The organism is Nocardia canadensis (genome assembly GCF_032656385.1).
GTDB classification, from domain to species: domain Bacteria; phylum Actinomycetota; class Actinomycetes; order Mycobacteriales; family Mycobacteriaceae; genus Nocardia; species Nocardia canadensis.
In genome coordinates, this window is the sequence record NZ_JAVCWB010000009.1 from 1 (window position 1) to 25,880 (window position 25,880).

The window sequence follows — 25,880 nt, forward strand, 5'->3', positions numbered from 1 at the left end:
CATCGAGCCGGGGTGGGCATGTTCGTAGCGGCGCAGCGGTTCACCGGTGACACGGTCGATGCGCGACAAACGGTTGATTCGGCAGCGAACCAGTACTGCGTGCACGGTCGAGGCCGGCATCGCGAGTCGGCCCGCGATCTAGATCGGACCCAACCGGTGCCGCCAACGCAATGCCACGATGCGTCGCACCAGGTGTGGTGGTGTTTTGTTCGGTTGTGTGGTTGGTCGTGAGCTGCGGTCGACCATCCCGGTCGGGCCTTCGACGCGGTAGCGGTCGGCCCATTTCCCGGCCGTCCGCGCAGACACCATGAACAGCTTGCCTGCTGCTGTGTATGTCCAGCCGCGGTCGACGATCAGTTGGGCCAGGCGTAGTCGTGCTCGTGGAGTCAGGGCTGCGTTAGCGTGGGACACGAAGGCCTCCGGGTTGTGGTGAAGCGGTTCCTAGACAGCTCCACTTCACTACCGGGGGCCTTCGCCTGTCACATCGACTTACCCGCGGGGAGCGGGACAACCTCCCTGGACATCACACCTAGTCCGAGGAAGATCCCAGCGGCCAAGCCGTACTTCGACAACCCTGCGCGACGGATGAGATCGGCGACCATCACCAACCCGATCACCACCGCGAAGAACCCGAACGCGTGGAATAATCCGTCTGAGACCAGCCCTATCGAGGTGGTCGATTTGTCGTAGAAGTGGTGCCAATGCAGCAGCTGGTGGAACACGGTTTCGTCGATGAAGGACGCGGTGCCGATACCGACCAGCACACCCGACCACACCGAGCGTGCAACCAAAGGGGTACTCACCTGCAGACCGTGCGGCGGGGTCGGGGCATCTCTGGGCATCATCGGCACCTCTCCTGATTGCGGCTCAATGCGTGTATACCCCCGGCACCGGGTTGTCCGACGAACTCATCAACGTGTCCTTCCATCCCGCCACTGACGAGCCCGAACCGCCCGTACACCCGCCTTACCCTGCGAGATACCGGCAATCACCGCGGGCGCGTAGTAACCCGCCCCCGGCGTCGCCGCCACGACTGCCGTCGAACCCGGCACACGGCGTCCGTCACCCGCTCAACCAGGGCAGGAACAGCGACCCCGGCGGCGGCGCGCGGCCGGGTCGCTGTCGGCCTGGAACCGACGCAGCCCTTCATCGAAGACCCGCGCGTACTTGCAGGCTGCGCACCAATGTGTGCCCGGACAGCTTCATCAACACCGGCGTTAAGGCCCGCCCTCCGCGGCGTGGGTCGTATCCGTCTGTCCCGCGATCAGCTCACGCGCAATCCTTTGCGGATCACCACCGCGACGGATCACCACCGCGCACCGATTCGCGGCATCGAGATCCGGCACGTCCAGATTCAGCACCTCCTCAGCACGCGCCGAGGACTCATAGAGCATGGCCACAGCGCCCGTTCGCGCAGCGCACATCCGATCCCACGATGAACGCCGCTCGCTCGCGGCTCAATGCTTGCTCGTGTCCGGCGGCGCACGTCGGGCCCGCAGCCGGATAAGCGATCACCGGCCAGCCAGCCCTGCTCACGCCAATACTCCGACGCCGAGCCCAGCGCGGTCAGCCGGATGTTGAAGGTCTTGGCCGACTTGGCACCCCGCACATAGGTGAACCAGCCGCTGACCCGGTCCGGTTCCGGATCCAGCAGCGCCACAGCGGTATCGGGCCCGAAATCGGCGACGAGGCGATCCAGCGCCACCGCGTACGTCGCACGGGTATTCGCGAGCGTGATCGTGTCCAGATGGCGGTAACTGCTTTGCGTGGCTTTATCTCGTGAGTGTTCCCGGACCCCTGCTCGGAAACACCGGCGGCGCCGAGCCTACACCAGATTTCCGGTAAAGGCGCGCACGATCGTTTGAGCGCTCATCGAGCGGGTATCGCCGTTGGGGTTCGGCCGGTGACGGGTGAGGAGTGGAAATGGTGCAGGTCCCAGCTCAACAGGCTCCATCGTCGAGGCCTCGCGCCCGTTCCCTGCCCGCGGCGGACCCAAGGGCTCAGCGGTGTGGAGCATCGTCACCACCACCGACCCCAAGCTGCTGGGGATCATGTACCTGGTCACCACCACCGCGTTCTTCCTCATCGGCGGGCTGATGGCGCTGTTGATGCGCGGCGAACTCGCCCGCCCGGGCATGCAGTTCCTGTCTCCCGAGCAGTACAACCAGCTGTTCACCATGCACGGCACGATCATGCTGCTGTTCTATGCGACCCCGACGGTGTTCGGGTTCGCCAACGCGATCCTGCCCTTGCAGATCGGCGCCCCCGACGTGGCCTTCCCCCGCCTGAACGCCTTGAGCTACTGGCTGTTCCTATTCGGCGCGACGATGGCGGTCTCGGGATTCCTCACCCCCGGCGGCGCCGCCGATTTCGGATGGACCGCCTATCAGCCCCTGTCCGACATCGTACACTCCCCGGGCCTGGCCGGCATCGCCTTCGACCGCCGCCTGGGCGGGCACATCTTCGACCCCGCCACGGGCGGGACGGTCCTGTGGCAGCATTTGTTCTGGTTCTTCGGCCACCCCGAGGTCTACATCGTCGCGTTGCCGTTCTTCGGGGTCATCAGCGAAATCCTGCCGGTGTTCAGCCGCAAACCCATCTTCGGCTACACCGCGCTGGTCTATGCCACCCTCGGGATCGCCGGGCTGTCGATGGCAGTATGGGCCCACCACATGTACGCCACCGGCGCGGTGTTGCTGCCGTTCTTCTCGCTGATGTCGTTTCTGATCGCGGTCCCGACCGGGGTCAAGTTCTTCAACTGGATCGGCACCATGTGGAAAGGCCAGCTCACCTTCGAAACCCCGATGGTGTGGGCGCTGGGCTTCATTGTCACCTTCCTGTTCGGCGGCCTGTCCGGGGTGATCCTGGCCAGCCCACCGCTGGACTTCCATGTCCACGACACCTACTTCGTGGTCGCCCACTTCCACTACGTGCTCTTCGGCACCATCGTGTTCGCCACCTTCGCCGGCATCTACTTCTGGTTCCCGAAAATGACCGGCCGTCTACTCGACTAGCGCCTCGGCAAACTGCACTTCTGGACCACCTTCATCGGCTTCCACGCCACCTTCCTGGTCCAGCACTGGCTCGGCAACGAAGGCATGCCCCGCCGCTACGCCGACTACCTGCCCACCGACGGCTTCACCACGCTGAACACCATCTCCACCCTCGGATCGTTCCTGCTCGGGGCGTCGATGACGACATTCGTGTGGAACGTGTTAAAAACTACCGATACGGCCAAGTCGTGGCCGTGGACGACCCATGGGGCACGGCAACTCCCTGGAATGGGCCACCACCTGCTCACCCCCGCGACACAACTTCTATGAACTCCCCATAATCCGCTCCGAACGACCCGCCTTCGAACTGCACTACCCACACATGATCGAACGCATGCGCAGCGAATCCCACATCGGCTGGGGCACCAAAACCGTCCACGCCGACACCGACGACACCACCAAATCAGTCGACGCTGCACCCTGAAACCACTCCCGACGCCACCCAGCTCGTACGTCGATCTGCTACGGAAAGCCTGCTATCACGGGCCGGGCCTCCGCATTCGGCCCAGAAGGCCAGCCATAGTGGTTCTATCGATGATCTCTGACGTCACCGATAGGTAGATCCTGACGTCGCCCCAGATCCGAAGATGTTTGTATCGGCGAAAACTGACGTCGCGATCTTGGTTGCGAGTGATCAGTCCGCATTGCCTGGGTTCTCAGCACGTCGACCTTGCAGCCTGGCGAGGCCGGATCGAAACCGTGCTCAACCACCCAGCGGGCCCCAGGAGGCTAGGCAACGACCACCAGGCGCGGATCACCTTGAGGTCGATGTCGGCACCGTAACCGGCGACGACGTCACTGAGGTGTTCCGGGTGTTCGAGCGTCAGGATGGCGAGGTCATACAGGGGATCGCCCTGGGCCGCCTCGGACCGGTTAACGCCAGTGACCTCATCGCCTTCGACGAACACGTGGGAGATCCGGAGGTCGCCGTGGGTGAATGCCGGCGTTCACGGCCGAAGCGCGATCTCGGCTATCCGGCGGTTGTGTGCGACTACGTTGGTGGGGCCACCCCGCTCCTGGTAAGCGCTGCACATTTGCGGTTGCGCTCCGATGCGTGCGCGTCGAGGCCCCGGCCGGGCCATGGCGGTAGCGGCGCGTCGTGCAGCTTCCGTATGGTGGCGCCCGCTGCGGCCCACGCCGCTGGCGATGCGGTCGACTGCTCACCGAGGCGCCGAGTGCCAATCCTGGCAGAGCGGCGAGCGCGAGCACTGGTGGCTTACGCCACAGAACATCCGGAGTCGGGAACGGTGCCGGCCATCGCCTCGACCTTGGTGTCGGTGTTCGACTGTTCAGCGTCGATCTTCAGGAACACCCCGCCGACGTGCAGAGTCGCGCGCTCGTACTGGACGACGACCTCGACTTCTTTCACGTCGGAGATTATGGCTGGGGTGACCATCGACGTCGCCGGGATTATCGCTGGCCAGTGGCCCGTCGCTGGCTTAGCTGAGCGTTGTCTCAACGGATCTTCGCCCGGAACTCTGCTGGTCGCCGCCGTCACTGTTGCGTGCTGCGAACTGGCGACAATCCCGCCCTGCCACACCCGGCGACGTCAGAATTCACCAATCGGATCGGTGAGATCCGACACTGAGCAACGCTACAGCCGATGTCCGTTGCCAGTGAAAATAGGCTATTGCCAACCCACCTGAGCCATCGACGCAGCCTTGCCACTGAACCTGGACCATCGAGAGCCCGACCAGCCAGTTCGCCGTGGCCGATGGAGAGAGTTGGCTCACTTTGAATGGCAAATCGGGTCGGGGAGCCTGCCACTCAAAATGGGCCACCGCAGGTCAGCGAGGTTGGCGTGGCTCATCTTCACTGTCACCGGACAGCCGATGCGATCCCTCAGCACAGATGCTGGCTGAACTCGACACTACCCACGACACGGAGATGATCCATCATCGGCATCTCCCGCAGCGGCATGCAGTCTCATGACTTGCCTGTAATGGGGCCGGCGGTGGCTTCATCCCCGCTCGGGCGGGGAGCACTATAGGCCGGACAGCTGCACCTCCCCCACCCTGGCTTCATTCCGCGCGCCCGGGGAGCACGCATACGCAAAGGTGCCGCAGCTCGCTCGGGAGCCTTCATCCTCGCTCGCGAGGCGGCCGTCGACGCGCACACCGAGCAGTCGTCGGCGCGGTGACAGGTCTGGCAGTCGTGGTCGCTCTCGCCGAGATGGACTTACTCGACGCCGCCGAATCAGGGGTTCAGGGCCCGGTGCGCTAGTGAGGGCCAGGTAGACGGTCATGGCGCCTCTCGCGCGACATAGCAATCCTCCACACGGTCAACCGCCGCCGACGCCGTGATGGTCGGAGCAGCCGCTAGAGCTGCGCATTCAGTGAAGTCGCCTTCCCGGGCATCGGTCAAGTGGACCGACGCCGCGTGGTCGACGCGCACTGCGCGAGGTTGAACCCCGAACTCCACCCGCAGACGACGCCGGCCTCCCCCAACTCACCGAGCGGAAAGGGATTTCGTTGCCACACCACACTAAGACAGCCGCCACCCACAACCGACTCGATCGGTGTACCCATGACCCGCGGTAGACCACCCCGGCCCCTCGGGGTCCCCGGCAAACCGATGCTCACCGAACTCGCTCCCGGGTACTGGAAAGCGCGTGTCCGGGTCCGTGACTCCTCCGGAAAACGACGCGACCTCATCCGTGTCTCCCCTACCAAACTCGACTCCCGCAACCGCCCGATCCCCGACCGCACCGGCCAACGAGCACTCGACGCCGTCATGGCCGCTGCTGCCGTCATCACCGTCGGCCTCAGCGGCGAACTGTCCACATCCATGACCGTGCGCGACCTGTGGGTCCGGTACCGGGCAAGCCTCATCGCACAAGACCGCACCGAATCCACCATCGCCCGCTACGACGAAGTCGCCAAAATGTTCAACACCGCCTTCGGTGACCGGCGCCTGTTCGAAGTCACCACTTCCGCGGTCGAAACCTTCCTCACCGACGTCGGAAAAGCCAGGGGGCCTTCGAACATGCGCACCGGGCGCATCGTGCTCTCGGGCATGTTCCGCTACGCAGTCCGCACCAGCCCCCTCGAGATCAACCCCGTCCGCGAAGTCCAGATGCCGAAAAACATCGAAGCCAAGGGCCGCACCGGCGGCGCCGGCGACCTCACCACCGACGAACTGCGCTACATCCTCTCCGCCGTCCGGACCTCCCAGATCCTGTGCCCGCGACAACTCGCCAAAGCCGAACGAGAACGCGGCACACCCGTCAAGGCATACACCCCACCCACCGTCGCCGCCTACTGCGAAAGCGCCGACCTCGCCGACATAATCACCCTCTACGCCGCCACCGGCCTGCGCCGCTCCCAGATGCTCGCACTGTTGTGGACCGACATCGACCTCGACGCAGCGACCCTGCGTCCCACCGGAAAACTCGTCCGCGTCGCGGGCAAAGGACTGGTCCGTGTGACCAGGAAAGATGACCCGAAGAACCGGACCGGCACCATCGCACTGCCCGAGTTCGCGGTGGAAATGCTCAAACGCCGCAAAGCCGCGGTGGCGAACCGGCGACCGGCTTCTCCTCCGGACCCCGGAATCGAGGTCCTGGATCTGGTGTTCCCCTCGGCCGTGGGGACATTGCGTGACCCGCAAAACGTCGGACACGGCTGGCAGCGTGTCCGTGAAGCCCTGGGGTTCGCCGAGGACATCACCCCACACAGTTTCCGCCACGCCGTGGCCACCATCCTCGACGACGCCGGCCTGTCGGCCCGTGTCACTGCCGATGTCCTCGGCCACGTCGACCCCGCGATGACCCAACGCCACTACATGGCACGCGGACGCCCACACAAGGCCGCCGCCGATGTACTCAACCGAGCGGTGACCGGATAGCGGAATCAGACCGCTCGCGAATCCATTCGAAATACGCTGCCCAACTCGAACCCCGCCGGACACTCGCCATTTGAATTAGTGGGGACTTACTGGTGACCACATAGCCCGCAAATCAGACGAAAAATATGGTCTGACCTGCACATATGTGGAGCTAAGGGGAATCGATCCCCTGACCTTCTCGGTGCAGATGGAACGGACTACCACAGACAACGGCAAACAACAAATCGGACATCGGATCATCGTTCTGACCTGGTGAAACAGGATCGTGACGACAATCCTGGACAACTATCGACAACGGTGGACAACGGCGTGTTCGGCCGAATTAGTGGGGACAAAGTGGGGAGTGCCCTGCGGCCCTCCCGACAGGAACCCATCACGCGGAGCACTCCGTCATCGGTCGAGAATCCTCCCGTGCCCGCCGCGGCCATCCCCTGTATTGGTTTCCAGTTCCAGCCCGAGTGACCTCAGCAGCGACGCGGCCGCACCCGATCTCCACCCTCGCAATTCACCACAGACTGCGGCGATCCACTGCGGGGCGAGCCGGCACCTCGACGCACGGGCACGACCCGAGGCGACCGGGTATCGGTCCGTCTCGGCTCGTCACCGTGGTCGGCGTGGCGGCGGCTTCGCCAGCGTGACCGTCTCGATCGGCGGTGCCGCGACGGCTTCGTGTACTGCCGGGGTGCGGCCGTTGGCGACGCACAACAGAACCTGCTCCACCGTTCGATACACCGTCGCCGGTTCCTCACGCCTCGTCATGGAGGTTCCAGCCTCACCGTGCTCGGCCACGATTTCGGCCTTGATCGACGCCGAGGTTCGCCGATAGGCGGTGCCGATGTTGAACCTCACGGCCTCGACGGTCTCGGCTCGTCGGACCTCCGCGGGTGAAGCAATGCCTCTGACCGCGACTTCTGACCACCAATGCCCCCAAGCAAGGGGATCAGCCTATGCAACCGACATCGCCATCATCCGCCTGTAACCAGCCCCCGACGACCGACGACGTGCGCACCGAACGTGCGCACGTCTTCTTCTGGACCGAGCTCTGTATCGCCGCCGGAGTCAGCGTGATCGGCAACGCGACCCAAGCCGTCCTGCACACCACGGCCCTGCCCTTGCTCGCGGCCACTGTCGCGGTCATTCCGCCCCTGGCGTTGCTGGCAGCCGTTCATGGTGTTGCGCTGCTCGCACGCGCCGACACCGTATCCCTCACTGCGCGTCGCGCTGCGACCGCCCTGACCGTGGTGATCGCCGGCGGGGCGTTCTGGCTGTCGTTCACCGCGCTACGCGCCCTCGCGATCACCGCGGGCGTGCCCGCTGGCGAAGCGTGGCTGTGGCCGCTCATCGTCGAGGGAAGCATGACGCAAAGTTCGCTGGCCCTGCTAATTCTGGCGCACGCACACCACCCCAACACCGACATCGACGCGACATCCCAGACGCCAGCACGGATACCCGCCCTCGAACCACTCCCGACCGAGACTGTCCGAGCAGCACTGCCTGCCTCGCCACCGGAACCTTGCGAACCCGTCGAGGAACCACTCGACGATCGGATCAGCTCAGACATCGACCTGGAGGCGCTGGCGATGTCGATCTGCGACCAAGACCCCGGCGGGCGTCGCGATCGTGCGACCGTCTTTGCGGTGTTGTCACATCGCTACCTCGATGGTTGGAGCGCCGCACACATTGCACGTGAACTCGGACGCAGCCGGTCCGCCGTCAGCCGGATCCTGCGAGATGCCGAACGACTGCATGCAAGTGCTGCCACCGACCGTGCGCACGCCGACAACGCCCCACCCGCCGACCGTGCGCACACCGGTCCAACCGTGCGCACGTAGGGCGCGACCACCCGGCAGGGTGTGCGCACGCTGCGTTCGACCGTGCGCACGCCCACTACCTATGACTGGGTGGGGCAGACACTGTTTCGACCCGTGCGCACGGGGGCTGAACATTTGCCGGATGTGGTTCACACCACATCGACAGTGGCTGCGGTCCAAGGTTTGATCGATGCACGGTTCGTTGCCAGGTACCACTCTTCTCGTGCTCTTCTCCAGCGAAACCATGTCCTTGGGGGACCTGTGAACTTCGATATGTCCTGTCCGCAGTGCGATCGTGTCGACTGGGTTCAGAACGTGCCCGCGGTCATGTCCGACGGCACCCACAGCGGCTACAGCACCGGCGTGCATGCCGGGTTCGGTGTCGCACCGGGCGGAGTTGTCCCGGTCATTGGGACCTCCACCAGCGAGTTCAGCCACAGCTCTGCGTTGGCGAGAAGTCTGGCGTGGCAGCCGATTCTCCCGTCGGCCGGTCCTCTGTCGGTCCTCGGCTCGGTGTTGATGTTCTTCCCGCTGATCGCGTTCGGCCTGAGCACTGTCGGATTGACGATGGAGCCGTTGCCCTCGCATCCGATTCGGATGATGGTGTCGGTGCTGGGCCTCTACTTGTTTCCGATCTTGCTGTCCATTCCAGTTGTCGCGATCTTCACTACCGCGTTCAAGCGTGCACGCCGCAACAGCAAGGTCGACGCCGGGCGGCACCGAGCACGCGGTGTTTGGAGCCACGGCTACTACTGCCACCGATGCGGCGTGGCCTACTGGCCGTACCCGACAGAACCCGGTATCCCTTACCGAGTCGCCCTCGCTCCCAGCCAGTTTCGTTGGCACGTCTGGAACACCGGCGGTTACGCCAAACTCTGACCGGCCTGTTCTTCGGCACTCAGCCCGGCCCTCGATTCCCTCTGTATGCCTGGCCGCTCAGGTTCGTGGTGGTCGGGACGTGTTCGTCCCTGCGAATCGGGATCGTTCTGTGCAGCCACGGATACTCGCGCCACAGCGATCAGTTGTCGCACCTGTCTGTTGGTCAACTCGAGGAGTTCACTGATGTCGTCATCGGACTCCCCTAAGTCGCGCATCGTCGACACTGCGCCCGCTTGCTGAGCTCGCCAACGCGTGACTTCCGTCTCGTGCTCGCCTTCCAACTGCTCGATCCTCTTGCGCAACTCGCTGACGCGCTGGTCGCGTATCGCGGTGCACTGTCGGATCGATCCTGCCGCACGTAGATAGATCTGGACTGCGTCCATCATCTCGGACTCGCGGCGCGTGGCTGCCTCACGCCGAGCTTTCATCAATTTCTGGACTTCGTCCAAACGGCGACTCGATTCGGGGTCGCGCTTGGATCGTCGTTGTCTGCCAGCAGGCATCTCGATCTCCTGAGAGTGGCCCGACCAGCGGCTCTTCCGCCTGCCAGCCTACGCCGCCAACTCGGGCCCTCGCCAGCATCGCGACGGCAACACCCTGGCGCTACAGGTTCTTTCACCAGCCCTTACGTATCCGCTTGCCGCTCGCTGTGCCCCGCGACGCGTCCTGCCCTGCGGTCCGGCTCGGTGACCGGGTGAGCCACTTCGCGTTCCCCCCGGCCCCTCTCACCCGCACAGTTTCTCGAAGTAGGGAGACCGATGACCACCTCGCACACCATGTTCGAACCGATCCTCCGCGAGCTAGCCGGATCGGAGTTCACCAAGACCCTCCTTGCAACGTTCAGGCAGCTGGAGTGGGCCGAGGAGGAGATCCAGCGAGCCCAAACCCGCCACCCTGATGTCGCTGACGTGTTGCACCACAGCTTTTCGCTGTTGAGCGCGACCGAAGATCGGATGTCCACCGAGTTCGTCTACCGGGCGCATGCCCGGGAGCTGCTCGAGCGGGTCGCGACCGGTGTGTCGACAAAGCCGGGGACCTCGGTCGAGGTCGTGTTGTCGCTGATGCGCGCGAGCTTGGTGACTCCGTTGAACACCACCGCGTTCGGCCTGTACGTGCGGATGTGGCGTCAGGCCGGACTGCCCACCGTCGATGGTCTGGGCGGGGATCTGGGCGAGCACCACGAAGCCATCAACGCTAGCCGGATCGATGAGTTCGAGGCGATCGCCCGGCGCCAGCTCGCCCAGCCCTCCCGTGTGCTGACGCTGGTTTCCTGCGAGGGCCGCCATCTCGGCGAACCGGTCGACTGCCGCCTGGCAACTGCGCGCGCCGCCTGACCTGTCCCTGTCCTGGGTCACGTTTTTCGTCCTGTCTTTCACGCCGCATCCGGTTTTCGGGTGCGGCGTTCGTCGTCTTTCGGAAGGGGTTTGCTGTGCCCGATCTCGATCTGCCCGATCCGTGCGGGGTCTGCCGATCCCGCGAACCCGGTGTACGTGTCCCGGTCGACGCCGGGATCGTCTGCCACGCATGCGCCCGAACCTGCGCCCAGTGTTACCGCTGCGGCGTGCGTTCGCTCGCCCTCACCGACACCGCCGCCGGGCGGCGCCTGTGTTCGGACTGTGCGACCGGATTGAACGCGTGCGTGTCGTGTGCGGAGGTGACCTTCACCGGTCTGCGCACCGACACCGGCGGTTTCGTCTGCGGGATCTGCGCGCACCAGTTGTTCGATCAGTGCTTCCGGTGCGAACGGTTCACCCGCCACAGCCGCTACGTCGTCGGCAACCACCGCACCTGCCCTACGTGCGCTCAGGAGCTGTGCGCGTGTCCGGACTGCGGCACGTTGCTGGCGGGGCGGCGCGGGTGTGATCGGTGCGCTGACCGGCACACGTTGTGGAACTACACCTACCGTCCCGACCCGATCTTCCACGGCACCGGCCCGTTGTTCCTCGGGCTGGAACTGGAAGTCGTTGTACCCGAAGACTGTTTCGACGATGCGATCGCGACCGCCACCGACACACTCGGATCGCTCGGCTATCTCAAACGTGATTCCTCGATCCGCCCCATGGGTTTCGAGATCGTGTGCCACCCGATGACCTACCAGTACGCCCTCACCGAATTCCCGTGGCAGGTCCTGCACCAGCTCGCCCGGTTGGGCTGTGAGACCGGTGCCGGTGTTGGTTTGCACGTGCACGCCTCTAGGGCAGGGTTCACCGGGCCCGCACACATTTTCCGGTGGATGAAGCTGGTCTACCGCAACTCCGACCAGGTCTCGCGGTTGGCGCGACGCACCAGCCGCTACGCCCCGTTCGAGCCCGACACTCGCTCGCGTGCCAAAGACCTGGCCAAAGGCGCCCGCCACGCGGTCGGGTTGCCCCGGTACCAGGCGATCAACCCCCACCCCCGCGACACCCTCGAGCTGCGGGTCTTCGCCAGCGCGCTCGACCCCGGCCAGGTGCAGGCGGCGTTGGCGTTCACCGAGGCCTCCATCGCCTACACCGCCGACCTCACCGTCGCCCAGATCCACGCAGGCGGCTGGGACTGGGACCAGTTCACCGACTGGCTGTCGCGCCGCCTCGAATACGCGCCCTTGGTGGTCGAACTGGCCCACCTTGCCGACCTGATCGATGAACAGGAGGGCGTGCTGTGTGCCTCTTGACCTTCATCCCCGCCTCCGTCGCACCGGACCCGACCGCGTTGCGGCATGGCGCCGAGGCGAATCCGCACGGGCATGGGTTCGCTGTTATCGCCGGCCCCGTGATTGTGACCGGGCACGGCATGAACGCCGAGGAAGTGATCGACCTGTTCGCCCGGGTTCGTGCCCAGCATCCGCGGGGTCCGGCGTTGTTTCATTCCCGCTACGCAACCCACGGCATCCGCACCGTCGACAACTGTCACCCCTTCCGCCTCGGTGGTGACAAACGAACCGTGTTGGCGCACAACGGTGTCCTGCCCAAACGTGTGCATCCGGGCCCGTATGACTGGCGATCGGACACCCGCATCGCCGCCGAGGACTACCTCCCACGCCAGCCGTTCGGGTCGATCGACACCCACAAGGGGTTTCGGGGACTCGAGTCCTGGCTGGGGTCATCCAAGTTGCTGATCCTCACTGTCGACCCCGCCTTCGACCAGCAGGTGTATCTGCTCAACGAGTCGAAAGGCTTGTGGGACAGCGGGATCTGGTACTCCAACCGCAGCTACCTGCCCTGGTCGCAGCGGTACGCCACGCAACGCCGATTGGCATGCCGTAGCTGTGAGACCGTCGACGAGAACCGGGTCAGCCGCTACTGCACCACGTGCGGGTGGTGCTTCGCCTGCGAGAACCGGTTCCCGCACTGCGAATGCCGCCGACCGCGCACCCGCAGCCCGCGCCACCGCGCTCTCAACCGACCCCTGCCGTTGTCGGCGGTGAAACCACCGACCGCCCCGAGTCCCTGACGCGTCGGTCGCACCGCAAGTCACCAACGCTTTTCCCCTGAGCCTGCACCCGTCGTGCGGGCTTTCGTCGTTTCCAGGGAAGGAATTCCATGCCCACCGCTGTCCTGGTCGTCCTCGCCGAATGCGATGCCTGTTCAGCCCGACACCCTGCCGCGGACTTGGTCGAGACGGCCGAGAACCAACAACTCTGCTCGGACTGTGTCGCTGGCCTCGACCTGTGTGAGAGGTGTGATTTCCCCGCCCGCGATACCGCACTGACCACTGCGGACGACTACTGGTGTGCTGGTTGCCGAGCCCCCTGCACCGTGTGTGAGGACTGCGAGCGCTACGCGCCCTACGTCGTGGCGGTCCTCTCCGGCGGTGACGTGTGCGAATCGTGTGCCGAGTCCTACACCGCCTGCGACGACTGCGATCTGCGCACCGCCGACTCCTACACCGTCGACGGTGATCGGGCGGTGTGCGAGGACTGCCGCGACGACTACACCCGATGCCACAGGTGCCGCACCCTCGTCCGGGGACGTGAGTACTACTGCGACGACTGCGCCCGGCCCGACGATTCCCGTGTCCACGACTCCGACTACAGCCCGCGCCCGGTCTTTCACGGGCACGGGCCGCTGTTTCTGGGCATGGAACTCGAACTCCGCACCACCGTGCACGGCTATGAGGACTCGGTCGCGACCGCGAACAACCACCTCGACGGGGTCGGCTACCTCAAATACGACGGGTCGATCAGTTGCGGGTTCGAACTGGTCACCCACCCGATGAGTTTCGACTACGCGATGAGCGAGTTCCCCTGGGCGCTGTTGACGCGGCTGCGGTTGCTGGGTTGTCACACCGATGACGAGGTCGGCATCCACGTGCATGTGTCGCGGGCCGGGTTCGACTCCCCTGCCCATATCTACCGGTGGCTCAAACTCGTCTACCGCAACGAAACCCACGTCACCGCGCTGGCGCGGCGCCGCGACTCGCAATGGGCCAGCTTCGACCCCGACACCCGCGACATGGCCAAACACCTCGCCCACGGCGGACACGGGTGGGGCCGCTATCACGCCATCAACGCCCGACCCGCCCACACCTTCGAGCTGCGGGTCTTCGCCAGCTCGCTCGATCGCCGCGAGGTGCAAGCCGCGCTCGGTTTCGCCCATGCCTCCGTCGAATACACCCGCGCCCTGCGCGCCCACGACGTCGTCGCCGGCCAGGGCTGGGACTGGGCCACCTTCACCAGCTGGGTGGCAGCGCGACCGGAATACGCCGCTTTGACCGCTGAACTCGCCGCGCTGGCACCGGCCTCAATCGGTGTGCCCAGCCGGAACCTGGAGGACTTCGCATGTGCATCTTGACCGTCATCAAACCCGGCATCGCCCCCGATTTCCATGCTCTCGCCGCCGGTGCGGTCGCGAACCCGCACGGGCACGGGTGGGCTGTGCACGCCGGGGACCGGCTCATCGTCGGCCACGGCATGGACCCAGAGACCACCATCACCGAATTCGCCCACGCCCGAGCATCATTCCCGGACGGGCCGGCGTTGTTTCATTCCCGCTTCGCCACCCACGGTGACCACACCACCGCCAACTGTCACCCCTTCGCCATCGGCGGGGACAAGCGAAGCGTGCTGGCCCACAACGGGATCCTGCCCGAGCACGTCCACCCCCTCACCGGTGACGACCGTTCCGATACCCGGATCGCGGCCGAGGACTTCTTGCCGCAGAACCCGTTCGGGTCATTGGATTCCTGGGCCGGACGGGAACGGTTCGAACTCTGGTTGGGTACCGACAAGGCCGCCATCCTCACCGTCGACCCCGCCTACAAACATCCCGCCTACATCTTCAACGAACACCGCGGGCACTGGCGCGACGGGTCGTGGTACTCAAATCACAACTACGAGCTGGGCCGATACCCGGCCGGTGCCTTCGTCGACTACGAGTTCTGTGACAACTGCGGGGCAGAGTACGACAACCCCGACGGCCCGCACTGCCCGTACTGCGGCTTCTGCGAAGCGTGCCTGAATCCCTACCCGCGCTGCCGCTGCACCTGCCCCGATGAGGCCGACCGCTACTCCGACCTCCTGGCACTCGAAACCGCCTGACACCCATGTCTTTCGTGCTCCGTCTGGAGCCCTCTTGGAGAGGACACCCTCGATGACCTATCCGCTGACCGTACCGCCCTTGCGCCACAGGGTGCGCGCCGCCCTGAACCAGTTGCGTGGCGTCAGCCCTGTCGCTGACCCGGTGACCGGTTCGACCGAATCGACGATGGTGGTGGCCGCACTCCACGAGGCCCGCCACAACAACCTGACCGTCACCGTCCGCACCCGCGGCGGGCACTTGCATTTTCGGATGACCGTGGACACTGTCGGCGCCCGCCACGCCAACCTGACCACTGATGCCGGTGAGCAGGTGATCGTGCCGTTGCGGTTCATCGAGACTGTGCAGTACCTGGCACCCAGCAACGGTGACCAGGGGCTGCTGTGAACACCACCGTGGTCGGGGCGGCTGAGCCGTCGCGCTGGACCGCCCGCCTGCACCCCATCCCCCGGCCCGCGCGTGAGGTGTTGGTCATCGGCTGGCACGCCGCATTCGCCGACACCCCCGCTGCGGGAACCCCGATCGCGGTGTTCCCCCACACCGAGATCATCGCCGATCACTTGCCGGTGATGGCGTTGGTGCGCATCGAACACGCCACCGCGATCGACACCATCACAGCTGACGGCACACGCGAAACCCGCTGGGGTGCCGACCCGTTCGGTATCGCGAAGACCGGGATCAGTTGGCGGCTGGTGCCCGCACACCTCGCCGAGGACCGGTGGGTGATCGCGCCCGGGTGGTGGGCCGCCGGCGGCGAGGAAGCCGTGCTGCCGACCTCGATCACCTCACACGCCCTCGGCGCACCCACCGTGGTGCCCGTCTACGACCACGACCCACACACCGGGAAACGCTGGACATCGTGATCACCCACGTCGGAGAACTCACCGCCTGGCTGCAAGCCCAGATCCCCGACCCCGACGACAACCTCTACGAGCCGTGGAACACCGGCACCCCGACCACCACCAGCCTGGTGTCGCTGATCCACCTCCGAGTCCAGACACCCTTCGCCCCCGACCGGACCGTCACTGTCGTCCTCGTCGCCTACCGCTGTCCCGCCGAGGACACCGCACCCGACACCGAACCACCAGATTCGAGGCACCCATGCCCGCAACCCCCGGATCCCGACCGCCGGCGGCCGAGCGTGTTCCGATCCCCGCGCGCCTGGCGACGGCACCGCTCTCGTCAGGACTCGTAGTCCCCTACATCACCCTCGCCCACCGCGACCGCACCCGCCCGGTGTGGGGAAACATCGACCCACACCGGCTCGCAGAAGTCCTGCACCACAAGCGATGTCAGGTGTGCGGGGAAGGACTCGACGACACCCTGGTGTTGATGATCCGACCGTCGGACTACCTACGCGGCGTCGCCGTCGAACCCGGCTTGCACCCCGAGTGCGCCTGGTACAGCCGCCGTGCTTGCGTGATGTTGGCCGGGCATGTCGATCGCTACAACCCCGTCGGCAATGCCCCGATCAACCGATGCGGTGACCCGTTGTGCCGCTGCCGGTACTGGGCGCCCCCGGAGGACACCACCCCGGGTCGGGAGGGCAAGCCGGCCGAAGCCTGGTACGAGGCCTGGATCCGGCGCGACGACTACGACGTTTTCACCGTCCCGGCCGACGAATCCGGGCCAGCGGCCACCGGGATCGCGCTACGCGGCGTGCCGTTGCGGCGGTTGCGCAAGGTCCGCGACCCGGCACCGAATTCCGACGATTCCCAGCCGATGGACTTGCTCGCAGCAGTCATCGCCGCCCGCAAACTGTGGGAAACCCTCGGCCTCACCGAAGGACCTGAGAACGGCGACTAGCCGATGGCCCGGCGTGCTCGTCGAGCGCCGGACCCTCGGGCCGACCGCTCGCCGGTCCGGGAGGTGACCAGCCCTCACGATATCCACATGTTGTGGATACCTCTGTGGACAACCACAACAGGAGCCGTCCATCGACCCGGACCCGCATTGCGTTGCAGCGCCGTCCAGACCTTCGAAAGGCTTCCTCGACCATGGAGTCCACCCTTTCCGCCGAATACGCCCAGCAGTTGGCATGGGCAATCCTGGCCCGCGCCGCCCTCACCCGACGCGGCGCGGTCGCGGTCCTGCTCGCCGCTCACGGCGCCGACGGCGCTGCCGACATCCTCGCTCGCGCCACTCCCGGCCTGTCGGTGCGCGCTGAAGCCGACCTCGCCGACGCCCACCGCATCGGTGCCAGGCTGATCACCGGCGAGGACTCCGAGTGGCCGCGCCAGCTCACCGATCTCGACGACCCCGACACCAACCGGCACGGGCCTGTCGCGCTGTGGGCACGCGGCGCCGGACGCCTCAACGCCCTCGCAGAACACGGTGTGGCGGTCATCGGCGCGCGGGCCTGCACCGAGCACGGCGACACCGCCACACGAGACTTCACCACCGCGGCCGCCGGGAAGGGGTGGACGATCGTGACCGGCGGCGCCTACGGCATCGACACCGCCGCCCTCGACGCCACGCTCGCCGCCGACGGATCCGCAGTCGTGGTCACCGCCGGCGGACTGCGCCGCGCCTATCCCGCCGCCAACCACGGCCTGTTCGAGCAGGTCACCCGTCGCGGGCTGCTGGTCTCGGAATACCCGCCGTCCGAACGACCCGCGCGGGAGCGGTTCCTGCACCGCAACCGGATCATCGCCGCACTCGCCAGCACCGGGATGGTGGTGCCCGAGGCCGGGATCCGCAGCGGCACACTCAACGCCGTCGGCTGGGCCAACCGTCTCGACCGGCCCGTGTTCGCGCTGCCCGCCCCGACACCGACCGCGCCTGCGTGGGCCGGGTGCGCGGCCATGCTCGGCGACGGCCGCGCCCGCCTGGCCACCGACACCGCACAACTGCTGGCCGCACTCGCTACCACGCACTGACCCTTTCTCCAGCAGAAACGGAGTACGACGCCGCCACCGAACTCGATGGTCGCAAGCGGCTAGGTCCGCTGTCGCCGTGGACTGACCCTGGATCGATTCCTGGCCGCCACCAGCGCAGCCGATCGTCCAGCATCGCGCCTTCTGATTCCTCACCGGCCACTGAGCCCGCACCCACCGCGGTGCGGGCTCAGTGCATTTCACGGAAGGAAACCTCCCATGCCCACCCCGGTTCTCGCAGAACCTGCCTGCGGCCAGTTCCGCACGCCGACCCCGGCAGCCGACCTCGTCGACCTCCCAGACACCGACGGACTCTGCGGTGATTGCCGGGCCGACTGGCCCGAGTGCCCGCAGTGCCGAAGTTCGGTCCGCGACCTCGTCGAGGTCATCAGCGGCCACGACCTCTGCCCGAGCTGTGCCCAGGACTACCTGCGATGCGGTGATTGCCTGGCGCGCACCGCGCGTCCCTACCCCACCGATGACGGCATCGACGTGTGCGAGATGTGTGCCAGCGAATACCGCGAATGCGACACCTGCGTCACCCTGGTCCCGTTCGGCACCGACCAGTGCTCGGACTGCCGATCAGACCACCCCGCGATCTTCGACTACTTCTACAAGCCCACCCCCGTCTTCCACGGCGACGGACCCCTCTACCTGGGTCTGGAACTCGAAATCCGCGCCACCAGAGAAGGTTTCACCGACGCCGTCGACACCGCCGTGGCCGCCGTCGGCGATCTGGCCTACCTCAAACACGACGGATCGATCAGCTGCGGGTTCGAACTGGTCACCCACCCCATGACCTACCACTACGCGATCAGCGAGTTCCCCTGGTCACTACTGAACCGGCTGCGGCTACTCGGCTGCCACACCGACGACGAGGTCGGCATCCACATCCACCTGTCCCGCGACGGGTTCGACTCCCCCGCCCACATCTACCGGTGGATGAAATTCATCCACCGCAACCAACCCGAAGTCACCACCTTGGCCCGCCGCGACTCCACCTGGGCCCAGTTCACTCCCGCCGCCCGGCAACGGTGCCGAGAATTCGCCCGCGGCAGCCATCGCGGGTTAGGCCGACAACAAGCGATCAACGTCTACCCCGAAGACACCTTCGAACTGCGCGTGTTCGCCAGCTCGCTGAAACCCCAACAGGTCCAAGCGGCCCTCGGCTTCGCCCACGCCTCGGTCGAATACACCCGCAACCTCAGATCCCGCGACATCGCCCGCTACCACGGCTGGGAATGGTCGAGCTTCGCCACCTGGGTCAGCGCCCGCCCCGACTACGCCCCGCTCACCCTCGAACTCACCCAGCTCGGCATCGACGGGCACCAGGCCTGCGCGTCCTGACCACCCAGCCACTTCCCACCTAAAAGCTTGCGGACGGATCCTCAGGCGCCGAGTCGGCACCCAGCCGCGCCCGCGTGGGCCGGGTGCGCGCGGCCGTGGTCGAGAACCGCCGAGCCCACCTTGGCGCCGATGCCGGGCAACGGGTGGCCGCGCTCACCGCCGAGGACTGAACTATTCGCCAACAGAGAGGAATTCATCGATGCCGGTCCGGATGGGCACGTTCGAACTGTGGTTCCCGCTGCGTCAGGTCGCCGTGATCGCCGAGCACGCGATGGCCGCCACAGAGCACTCGTGGCCCGACTACGACAGCGACAAACCCGAACCGGTCCCACCGGCGTTGGTGTGGGCCAAGGACCAGGGCACCTACCTGCTGTCCAACGGCGTACCCCGCCTGCTGGCCGACCCCGCCAAACCCGAGGGCTCCTCGAAGGTCGTGTACGCGGTCGGCTACGAGCAGTACTTCGACTTCTCCTACACCGCGGTCGGGGGCGACGACTTCTCCGAATACATCTCCCTCACCGAGCAACAGGACGGAATCTCGTTGATCGAGATGATTCGCCACCACGCCGCCCGTGGCGGGATCATGATCTTCACTGTGCATCCCGGCGGCCGCTTCGACATCGAGTTCAGTACGGCCGCCGCATCATTGGATCGCTAGCGGCTCGGTACAGATGCCGAATCGACCTCGAATATCGGCGCTTGTCGGGTAGCCGGTCAGTGGCGAGATTCGGCATCAGGTGCGGCGCAGGTCTCTGGGGGGATACGTGCGCACACCCGTCGACACCCGGTGGTGAAAGTGCAGCGCGCTTCCCGAGACCGCGGTGAAGCCGAGCGCTTCGAAGAACTGTCGCCGCCCCCACCGCCCATGCGGGTCGGTATCAAGGACCACCGTCACCTCATCGGCGCCCGCCACGCAGGCTCGCTGGGTGAACGCGCGCACCAACGCAGACCCGACACCGCACCGCGGTCGCACGACACCGACCAGCGCCAGGTGGCCCGTCTGCGGGTTGCCGGCGAGAAACCCTTCGGCCGCGCCGTCGCGGCGAGCGAGGAGCCGAACCGCACCCGGGTCACCGACCCCGGTCAACCGTGATGGTGCGGCGAAGACGCTGTCGCGCAGGTGGTGGAGTTCGTCGAGGCGGACCAGCAGCGGCGCGAGCATCGCGTGCTCACCGTCGATCTGCTCGACCTCGATCCTGTTCACGCCGTCCACGCTGCCATACCGGTACGGCCGTGCAGAAATCTCCGGCGAGCACAGACGCCGTCCGCAGCACCTGCCGTCTCGCCTACTGCTCGACCGGGCTCAGTGCGTGCGCGGGACACCATTGGTGGAGTTGGAGTTGACCGTGCCCGTTGCCGGTGACCAGGGTGAAGGTGACCAGGCCCATCCAGGTTCCGTCGGCGAGCAGCACCCAGGCATGGAGCCAGCCGGGGACGTTGTCGGCCAGACGCAGGCCGCCGAGTTTCACCCGCATGGCCAGCTGGTCCTGGCGGAAGTACTTCGGTTTGGTGGCGATGGCCAGGTGGGCGGCGACGAGCACCTTCTGCGGCGGGTCGACGACTCGCCACGGTTCTGGCGTGAACTGCACCGGCCACTTCTCGAACACGCCGCCGAACTTACAGGTCTCGAATGTATGTTCGATAACGGGTAGAGTTCGGGTCATGCCCGAGACGCCTCGCCCCGCACGGAAGGCTGTAGCGCTCGCCACCGTCCGTCGCCAGCTCGAGGCCTGTGCCGCGTTCGGCATCGCGGTGGACCCGGATCACCTCGATGCGGTCGCGGTGCGGTTGACCCAGGTACTGCGTGATTACGCCGAATCCGATACCCGCAGGTATCCACGCCTGCGACGTCCACTGCGGCCGCGATCCGCTTCGACCGTGCACCCCTGGCGAGTCGACCGCGCTCACCGCGACCCCGAACACCCGTCCTCGTCATGACCGACCTGCGGCCATCGGCCGGACGACTGCAGCCCTGGCCCTGCTCGACTTACAACCGGGGGTCGTGCACGAGCCGGAAGTCGTGCAACGGCTCGTCTTGCCCGCCCGCTGCAGTGAACTCGCGGTCGATGACCTCTCCCGCCGGGATGTCGCAGTCACGGCCCATCACCGCAGCCGACAGGACCAGCGGAGCCGTGGCCGTGTGCCACGGCGTGACGCAGTGCGCGTCGTCGCCGACGGTGAGCATCACCCACAACGGAACCCGACCATCGGGCAGTACCTGGTAGTCCTCGCCGATCGAGGGCGCGTCGAAGTAGATCGGATAGTCGTCGTCACTCATCGGTTCCACTCCCGCCGGATCGTCATGGTGCACGCACCATAGTCGGAAAGCCGTCGCCCAACGGCTGAACGGATACCGGCGGTCGGACTGACGCGGTGGTGGGCTGCTGCATGATGACGATAGTGCGCGGAGCCGACAACACGTATCGGCAACGCCACCTGATCACAACCCCGGCTGCGGCGTCCAGGCCGGTCGGCGCGGAATCCGCAGCCGGCAGCCGTGTAGGGCGATAGGTCAACCCGCAGGCGCCCGGCACCGGCAACCGGATGTCGGCGCTCCTCGATCCTGGAGGGGTGATTTCGATGCCGAGACCTGGACCAGGGTGAAGTCGTCCGATTTGCCGGGAACCTGCAACGAAGCAGCGCCGTCCAAACTGGCATGACACCCGAAGACCGGGCCGCGCTGATCGAAGCGGGCTACGACCCGAACGACCCCGGCGTTCAGGCCCGCATGATCGCGGTCGAGCGCGGACTCGCACTACTGCGGGCACGCTGGCACGACAACTCCGGACCGGCCCACCAGCACTGGACGCACGCGACGACGCCGATGCGTCCGACACGACGGCCGCCGTGCGCTCCACGCTGATCCTGCTCCGCCACGCCGAGCCCGTCATCGGCCCCGACGACACCCGCCCGCTCACCACCCGAGGACGCCGGCAGGCCTGCGCCGTGGTCGACGAACTCGTTGCGCTGGCGCCACATGCGTTCGAGCGCGAACTCGGTCTCCCCCGCTCCAGAACCACCTACACCCTAGCTGTAGCACTCGCCCTCGACGGCGCCTTGCCCGATGAGGCGTATGACCAGTTCCTCGAGCGGGCCTTCCCACCGGACTCCGATTGATCCCACCGGACCATCGCACACGCCACAGCCGATCGTGTCGGAGCCTACTGCTCTAATCCTGTGTCAGGCTTGATCAATCGGATTGCCTTGCCGGAGAGGTTTTTCGGCGCGTCGACAAAGAGGGGTGCCCCATGTGGGAGATCGACAGACTGAACCGCGATGAGCTGCAGAAGGTGTTCGGTGCCGAGCGGCGCTGGTTGCGCGCACCGGGGTTCCCCGCAGGCGAGGCCGACGCCACCGGCGTTACGCGTTGGCCGGCCGATCAGGTGTGGGAGTGGCTCGCAACCCAGAACCCGCAGGCAGCTGCCACTGTGCCGCTGCGGTATTGGCCGCGCGGGGAAGCGATCCTGTCCCGCACACAGGCGATCGAGGGCGGGGTGATCCAGGACTGGACCGTGCACGGGATCATCCTGCGGTTGCTGTGGCCGACCGCGCCTGCCTACGAATCCGGGTGGGCCGGAGGCGAAGCGGCGAAAGTCACGCCCCCGGTGCCGCGGGTGGTCAAGGTTCGTCACGACTTCGGGCTGCGCGGGCCGTCGCTGTGGGTCCTGGACCAGCGCGGTGAACACCTCGACGCCGACGGGCCGGTCTGGCCCGAACTCGCACTGGTCCTGGGCGGTCGGGCACCGTACTGGCCCTACGGACTGCGCGACGCCGCGGCTATGAGCCGCTGGCGCCCAGGCGACGAACCGGTCGAGATCGCCAGTTCCCTGGTCACACCCGACCCGACGCCCCTACTACAGCTGGCGGCCACCCTGCCCGCCGATACCACCGCCCACGCCGTCCTAACACACCTCGCCGCCGACGCCCGCTACCGCGCCGGGCGCGATGTCGCGCAGACGATCAAGATCATCACCACCGAACTAGATATGGCGCACTGGACCGAACTCGCCGCGACCAGCCCGGCCGTCACCGAACCCGCCGACCTCGACGAGGTCGTACTGCGCGACGGGTGGCTCAATATCGCCGCGCGCACCGACACCCTCGCCCGCAACGCGATGCGCGCGGTCCTGGCCTCCGGACACAACGACGGATTCCCCTACACCGCCGCCGAACGCATCGACCCCAGCCAGGGACTCGGCGCCGAATGGGCCGCCCGCCTGCAACCCTGCACTGTCTCAGCAGGTTTCGAGATCCTCTTCGGGCACCTCACCCACAGCGACGACACGGTCACCGACTACCTAACCGATCCCGCCACCGACGCGCCCGCAGTACGCCTGTCCTCCGGACAGATCGTCGCCGCGGTCCCGCATCGGCTACCCACAACCAGCGCTCTGGCCGCACTCACACTCGACAAGCCGATCTGGATCCGACTCGCCGACGGAACCATCCACCTGGCCCCACGCCGCGACGCCCCCGGAATCAACTGGGGCTACCCAGGCAGCGGCACCAACTCCCTGGCCCGGCTCACCGCCTCCCTGCTCGACGACGTCACCGCACCAGCCACCACCCGCTACGACAGCGACAGCCCTGGCCTCCTGGAGCTGCTCACCACAGACTGGCCCCACGGCACTACCTTCGCCCGCGACCAACTCGAAACCGCCCGCCACCGCAGATAAACCGACCAGCCCCGGGCCCGGAGATTTCGCCGCCGGGCCCCGGGCAGCCAACGGAAGGCGCTGTGGTTCTTCGCCTTCGGGTCCACGGTGCCCGGGGTGCCCGCGCGGCTACTCGATCGGGTCCAGATCGGTACGGCGGTCTAGGCGCCGTGGCCGCAGGCGTTTCGGAACCGACATCACCGCGTCCCGCGCTGCGCCGGCGGGCCCGCAGACTGCCAGCAGCGATGCGCGGTCGGGGATCGGGAAGCTTCGGAACAGCGGGTCGTCGCGGCGGCCGACGATCACATCCAGGGAGTAGCGGGTGATGTTGTCGTTGACCCACGCGGCCAAGCGATCAGCGTCTTCGCCCTGCAACCGGTCCCGGTCCACCGCCCCGCGCCAGTCCTGCGTCGCCGGTCCGAACAACAGGATGGTGCGAGGGCTGATCGGCATCACGATTTCCAGCGCGGCCTCGATGTCGCGGGGCTGGGTCGTGTAGATGTGCAGCAGCCTGCGTACTTCGCGTCCGCGCTGACGACGTTTCTTGCCCCGCGCGCGCTCGAGCTTTCGCTGGAACTCCTCGTCGGTCATCGCGCAGTCCGGCTGGTGGTGAACGGGGTCACCGGCAGTGTTGAGGATGACCATTTCGTCTCCGGCCCAGAACAGCGGGCGGTCGATGCTCACCAGTGCGACGGGGCGCGTCATCAGCACCTCCGTCAGCGCGTCAGCCTTCACCCCGAGTTGTTCGAGGTGCTCGTTCTGATGTGGCAGGAACTCGAGGGTGCGCAGATCGTCCTCGGAGATCCTGCCCGGCATCGACCCAGCGGCGTAGGTCTTGGCATACCAGTCGACCATCAGCTCGTACTCACGTCGGCGCCGAGGGCTGCGCACGATCTGGAACGCGACGAACTGCGCCAGGTGCGCGTACTCCTGAGGGCTCAGGACGATGTCGGCGACGAACGGGCTGTTGATCCGTGTCAGCACCGTCGCGGCGCGGTCTTCGACCACGGTCAGGACTTCCTCGAAGGTGGCGTCGAGCTGTCCATCGGTCGCGAGGAAGGTGTAGAAGTCCTTGATCGCGAGATCGCGAATGCCGCGGATGCCCTCCTGGCGGTCGTGCTTGGACTTCACCCAAACCTGGTCGTTCGAGTCGGCCCACCGCTTCAACACCAACCTCGGGATCACGTGGTGCCGGGATCCGACCTTGCCGAAGCGATCCACCGTCTTGAGCCACGCGTCGTCGAGCTTTGCCATGGCGACCATTGCACCACCAGGCTCCGACGGAATTCGACTGATTTCCCCCTACCCCCGCGGCATCCCCCGGCCTTCCATCGCGCGGTCAGCTTGCCAAGTTCAGTGAAGGATCCCGCCGTGCTTGAGCTTGAAGGCCCATCGCCCGTCGTCCACCGGCAGAGCACCCGCCGCGGTCAGCATCGGCGCGTACCGCGGCAACCCACTCACCGGCTCCTCGCCATCACCACGCCCCTTCCACACCACGGCACCAGCAAACATCCAGCGTAACCCTCAACCGGGTGGTCGTCGGCCACCGCACCGCGCACACGACCCGATCACCCCCCGACCGACAGGAGCCCCGAATGAGCACAACACCCGCGATCGATGCCACCGCCGTGGAGTCGATCTCACGGACCGAGTTCGCCGGACGCGAGCACCTCGGCACCGCCGGACCCGTCACCGCACTCGCCGACAACCCGGTGACCGAGGCCTGGCGCGAGCAGTTCCGAGGTTGGCGAGGCCGGTACTGGACCTACCGCCCCGACGAGACCGGGGCGCTGCAGCTGTACTCGCTCAACGTCGCCCGCCGCTCCCGCACCACCAGCTGACCCCGTTCATTTCACGCGCACCCCCGGCTCCAGCTGGTGGTCGCGCCGTTGTCGTC

General features: G+C 66.4%; 31 protein-coding genes and 2 pseudogenes. 21 read left to right on the forward strand and 12 right to left on the reverse strand.

Annotated features, from left to right (window positions below; genetic code table 11):
- The 3 genes and pseudogenes from Q7X29_RS23220 to Q7X29_RS23230 form a co-directional block, all read right to left on the reverse strand.
- A pseudogene (locus tag Q7X29_RS23220) lies at positions 1-411 on the reverse strand (leucine zipper domain-containing protein); the annotation flags it as partial.
- Positions 412-479: 68 nt separating this feature from the next.
- Positions 480-803: a DUF2243 domain-containing protein gene (locus tag Q7X29_RS23225; RefSeq protein WP_197724355.1), complete on the reverse strand. Its 324-nt coding sequence runs from the start codon at positions 801-803 to the stop codon at positions 480-482.
- Between the two features lie 551 nt (positions 804-1,354).
- A complete protein-coding gene (locus Q7X29_RS23230; RefSeq protein WP_022565734.1) occupies positions 1,355-1,705 on the reverse strand; it encodes a hypothetical protein in 351 nt (116 codons plus the stop codon).
- 247 nt (positions 1,706-1,952) lie between these two features.
- Between Q7X29_RS23230 and Q7X29_RS23235 the strand changes: the two are divergent.
- Positions 1,953-3,477 (forward strand): annotated as a pseudogene (locus Q7X29_RS23235) (cytochrome c oxidase subunit I).
- A 232-nt stretch (positions 3,478-3,709) separates the two neighbouring features.
- Here Q7X29_RS23235 and Q7X29_RS23240 read toward each other — a convergent pair.
- Complete coding sequence (locus tag Q7X29_RS23240; protein ID WP_022565736.1) at positions 3,710-3,961, reverse strand: hypothetical protein; 252 nt, start codon at positions 3,959-3,961, stop codon at positions 3,710-3,712.
- A gap of 308 nt (positions 3,962-4,269) precedes the next feature.
- Positions 4,270-4,422 carry a hypothetical protein gene (locus tag Q7X29_RS23245; protein WP_174562648.1) on the reverse strand — a complete coding sequence of 51 codons (153 nt, stop codon included), beginning with the start codon at positions 4,420-4,422 and terminating at the stop codon, positions 4,270-4,272.
- Between the two features lie 1,205 nt (positions 4,423-5,627).
- On the opposite strand from Q7X29_RS23245, the gene Q7X29_RS23250 reads away from it, so the two are divergent.
- Entirely contained in the window at positions 5,628-6,899 is a 1,272-nt protein-coding gene (locus Q7X29_RS23250) for a site-specific integrase (RefSeq protein WP_232017344.1), read from the forward strand.
- A 600-nt stretch (positions 6,900-7,499) separates the two neighbouring features.
- Here Q7X29_RS23250 and Q7X29_RS23255 read toward each other — a convergent pair.
- Complete coding sequence (locus tag Q7X29_RS23255) at positions 7,500-7,748, reverse strand: hypothetical protein (protein WP_019050219.1); 249 nt, start codon at positions 7,746-7,748, stop codon at positions 7,500-7,502.
- Between the two features lie 98 nt (positions 7,749-7,846).
- On the opposite strand from Q7X29_RS23255, the gene Q7X29_RS23260 reads away from it, so the two are divergent.
- Both Q7X29_RS23260 and Q7X29_RS23265 read left to right on the forward strand, forming a co-directional pair.
- Positions 7,847-8,731, forward strand: a complete 885-nt coding sequence (locus Q7X29_RS23260; RefSeq protein WP_022566100.1) for a DUF2637 domain-containing protein — start codon at positions 7,847-7,849, stop codon at positions 8,729-8,731.
- Between the two features lie 21 nt (positions 8,732-8,752).
- On the forward strand, positions 8,753-9,589 hold the full coding sequence (locus Q7X29_RS23265; RefSeq protein WP_022566099.1) for a hypothetical protein: 837 nt from the start codon (positions 8,753-8,755) through the stop codon (positions 9,587-9,589).
- Here the strand turns inward: Q7X29_RS23265 and Q7X29_RS23270 are convergent.
- Positions 9,574-10,038 (reverse strand): hypothetical protein, encoded by a 465-nt coding sequence (locus tag Q7X29_RS23270; protein WP_126405862.1) that lies wholly within the window; start codon positions 10,036-10,038, stop codon positions 9,574-9,576. The two genes, Q7X29_RS23265 and Q7X29_RS23270, sit on opposite strands and share 16 nt — an antisense overlap.
- 309 nt (positions 10,039-10,347) lie before the next feature.
- On the opposite strand from Q7X29_RS23270, the gene Q7X29_RS23275 reads away from it, so the two are divergent.
- The 11 genes from Q7X29_RS23275 to Q7X29_RS23325 all read left to right on the forward strand — a co-directional run bounded on the left by Q7X29_RS23275 (position 10,348) and on the right by Q7X29_RS23325 (position 19,328).
- Entirely contained in the window at positions 10,348-10,923 is a 576-nt protein-coding gene (locus Q7X29_RS23275; RefSeq protein ID WP_019050223.1) for a hypothetical protein, read from the forward strand.
- 320 nt (positions 10,924-11,243) lie between these two features.
- Complete coding sequence (locus tag Q7X29_RS23280; RefSeq protein ID WP_019050226.1) at positions 11,244-12,242, forward strand: hypothetical protein; 999 nt, start codon at positions 11,244-11,246, stop codon at positions 12,240-12,242.
- Between the two features lie 98 nt (positions 12,243-12,340).
- Entirely contained in the window at positions 12,341-13,021 is a 681-nt protein-coding gene (locus Q7X29_RS23285; RefSeq protein WP_198041201.1) for a class II glutamine amidotransferase domain-containing protein, read from the forward strand.
- 305 nt (positions 13,022-13,326) lie between these two features.
- Positions 13,327-14,361, forward strand: coding sequence for an amidoligase family protein (locus Q7X29_RS23290; protein ID WP_019050228.1), 1,035 nt, complete (start codon positions 13,327-13,329; stop codon positions 14,359-14,361).
- Positions 14,349-15,107 (forward strand): class II glutamine amidotransferase, encoded by a 759-nt coding sequence (locus Q7X29_RS23295; protein ID WP_019050229.1) that lies wholly within the window; start codon positions 14,349-14,351, stop codon positions 15,105-15,107. The genes Q7X29_RS23290 and Q7X29_RS23295 overlap by 13 nt, the downstream gene beginning before the upstream one ends.
- A 52-nt stretch (positions 15,108-15,159) precedes the next feature.
- Complete coding sequence (locus Q7X29_RS23300) at positions 15,160-15,492, forward strand: hypothetical protein (protein WP_019050230.1); 333 nt, start codon at positions 15,160-15,162, stop codon at positions 15,490-15,492.
- The gene (locus tag Q7X29_RS23305) at positions 15,489-15,968 is read left to right on the forward strand and encodes a hypothetical protein (protein ID WP_019050231.1); all 480 of its coding nucleotides are present in this window, start codon (positions 15,489-15,491) and stop codon (positions 15,966-15,968) included. The genes Q7X29_RS23300 and Q7X29_RS23305 overlap by 4 nt, the downstream gene beginning before the upstream one ends.
- Positions 15,965-16,300, forward strand: coding sequence for a hypothetical protein (locus Q7X29_RS23310; protein ID WP_019050232.1), 336 nt, complete (start codon positions 15,965-15,967; stop codon positions 16,298-16,300). Before Q7X29_RS23305 ends, Q7X29_RS23310 begins: the two co-directional genes overlap by 4 nt.
- Positions 16,301-16,437: 137 nt before the next feature.
- Positions 16,438-16,911 carry a hypothetical protein gene (locus Q7X29_RS23315; RefSeq protein WP_280303859.1) on the forward strand — a complete coding sequence of 158 codons (474 nt, stop codon included), beginning with the start codon at positions 16,438-16,440 and terminating at the stop codon, positions 16,909-16,911.
- Positions 16,912-17,102: 191 nt separating this feature from the next.
- Complete coding sequence (locus Q7X29_RS23320) at positions 17,103-17,984, forward strand: DNA-processing protein DprA (protein WP_280303856.1); 882 nt, start codon at positions 17,103-17,105, stop codon at positions 17,982-17,984.
- Between the two features lie 216 nt (positions 17,985-18,200).
- Positions 18,201-19,328, forward strand: a complete 1,128-nt coding sequence (locus Q7X29_RS23325) for a hypothetical protein (protein WP_280303852.1) — start codon at positions 18,201-18,203, stop codon at positions 19,326-19,328.
- A gap of 41 nt (positions 19,329-19,369) precedes the next feature.
- Here Q7X29_RS23325 and Q7X29_RS23330 read toward each other — a convergent pair whose 3' ends face one another.
- Entirely contained in the window at positions 19,370-19,525 is a 156-nt protein-coding gene (locus Q7X29_RS23330; RefSeq protein WP_316575412.1) for a hypothetical protein, read from the reverse strand.
- Between the two features lie 2 nt (positions 19,526-19,527).
- On the opposite strand from Q7X29_RS23330, the gene Q7X29_RS23335 reads away from it, so the two are divergent.
- Complete coding sequence (locus Q7X29_RS23335) at positions 19,528-19,986, forward strand: DUF3085 domain-containing protein (RefSeq protein ID WP_280303848.1); 459 nt, start codon at positions 19,528-19,530, stop codon at positions 19,984-19,986.
- A 75-nt stretch (positions 19,987-20,061) separates the two neighbouring features.
- Here the strand turns inward: Q7X29_RS23335 and Q7X29_RS23340 are convergent, their stop codons facing one another.
- Together Q7X29_RS23340 and Q7X29_RS23345 are read right to left on the reverse strand one after the other, a co-directional pair.
- Positions 20,062-20,532, reverse strand: a complete 471-nt coding sequence (locus Q7X29_RS23340; protein WP_280303847.1) for a GNAT family N-acetyltransferase — start codon at positions 20,530-20,532, stop codon at positions 20,062-20,064.
- Between the two features lie 82 nt (positions 20,533-20,614).
- Positions 20,615-20,917 carry a hypothetical protein gene (locus Q7X29_RS23345; protein ID WP_316575413.1) on the reverse strand — a complete coding sequence of 101 codons (303 nt, stop codon included), beginning with the start codon at positions 20,915-20,917 and terminating at the stop codon, positions 20,615-20,617.
- A 73-nt stretch (positions 20,918-20,990) separates the two neighbouring features.
- On the opposite strand from Q7X29_RS23345, the gene Q7X29_RS23350 reads away from it, so the two are divergent.
- Positions 20,991-21,266, forward strand: a complete 276-nt coding sequence (locus tag Q7X29_RS23350; RefSeq protein WP_195142395.1) for a DUF6374 family protein — start codon at positions 20,991-20,993, stop codon at positions 21,264-21,266.
- Positions 21,267-21,315: 49 nt separating this feature from the next.
- Here Q7X29_RS23350 and Q7X29_RS23355 read toward each other — a convergent pair whose 3' ends face one another.
- Positions 21,316-21,606, reverse strand: coding sequence for a hypothetical protein (locus Q7X29_RS23355; protein ID WP_195142396.1), 291 nt, complete (start codon positions 21,604-21,606; stop codon positions 21,316-21,318).
- Between the two features lie 378 nt (positions 21,607-21,984).
- On the opposite strand from Q7X29_RS23355, the gene Q7X29_RS23360 reads away from it, so the two are divergent.
- The 3 genes from Q7X29_RS23360 to Q7X29_RS23370 all read left to right on the forward strand — a co-directional run bounded on the left by Q7X29_RS23360 (position 21,985) and on the right by Q7X29_RS23370 (position 24,004).
- The gene (locus Q7X29_RS23360) at positions 21,985-22,191 is read left to right on the forward strand and encodes a hypothetical protein (RefSeq protein ID WP_280303838.1); all 207 of its coding nucleotides are present in this window, start codon (positions 21,985-21,987) and stop codon (positions 22,189-22,191) included.
- The gene (locus tag Q7X29_RS23365) at positions 22,176-22,445 is read left to right on the forward strand and encodes a hypothetical protein (protein ID WP_280303835.1); all 270 of its coding nucleotides are present in this window, start codon (positions 22,176-22,178) and stop codon (positions 22,443-22,445) included. Before Q7X29_RS23360 ends, Q7X29_RS23365 begins: the two co-directional genes overlap by 16 nt.
- 131 nt (positions 22,446-22,576) lie before the next feature.
- Positions 22,577-24,004: a hypothetical protein gene (locus tag Q7X29_RS23370; RefSeq protein ID WP_280303831.1), complete on the forward strand. Its 1,428-nt coding sequence runs from the start codon at positions 22,577-22,579 to the stop codon at positions 24,002-24,004.
- A gap of 108 nt (positions 24,005-24,112) precedes the next feature.
- Here the strand turns inward: Q7X29_RS23370 and Q7X29_RS23375 are convergent, their stop codons facing one another.
- A complete protein-coding gene (locus Q7X29_RS23375) occupies positions 24,113-25,237 on the reverse strand; it encodes a DUF4238 domain-containing protein (RefSeq protein ID WP_280303828.1) in 1,125 nt (374 codons plus the stop codon).
- A gap of 341 nt (positions 25,238-25,578) precedes the next feature.
- Here Q7X29_RS23375 and Q7X29_RS23380 point away from each other — a divergent pair, with 341 nt between their 5' ends.
- The gene (locus Q7X29_RS23380) at positions 25,579-25,824 is read left to right on the forward strand and encodes a hypothetical protein (RefSeq protein ID WP_280303825.1); all 246 of its coding nucleotides are present in this window, start codon (positions 25,579-25,581) and stop codon (positions 25,822-25,824) included.
- Positions 25,825-25,880: the final 56 nt, after the last annotated feature.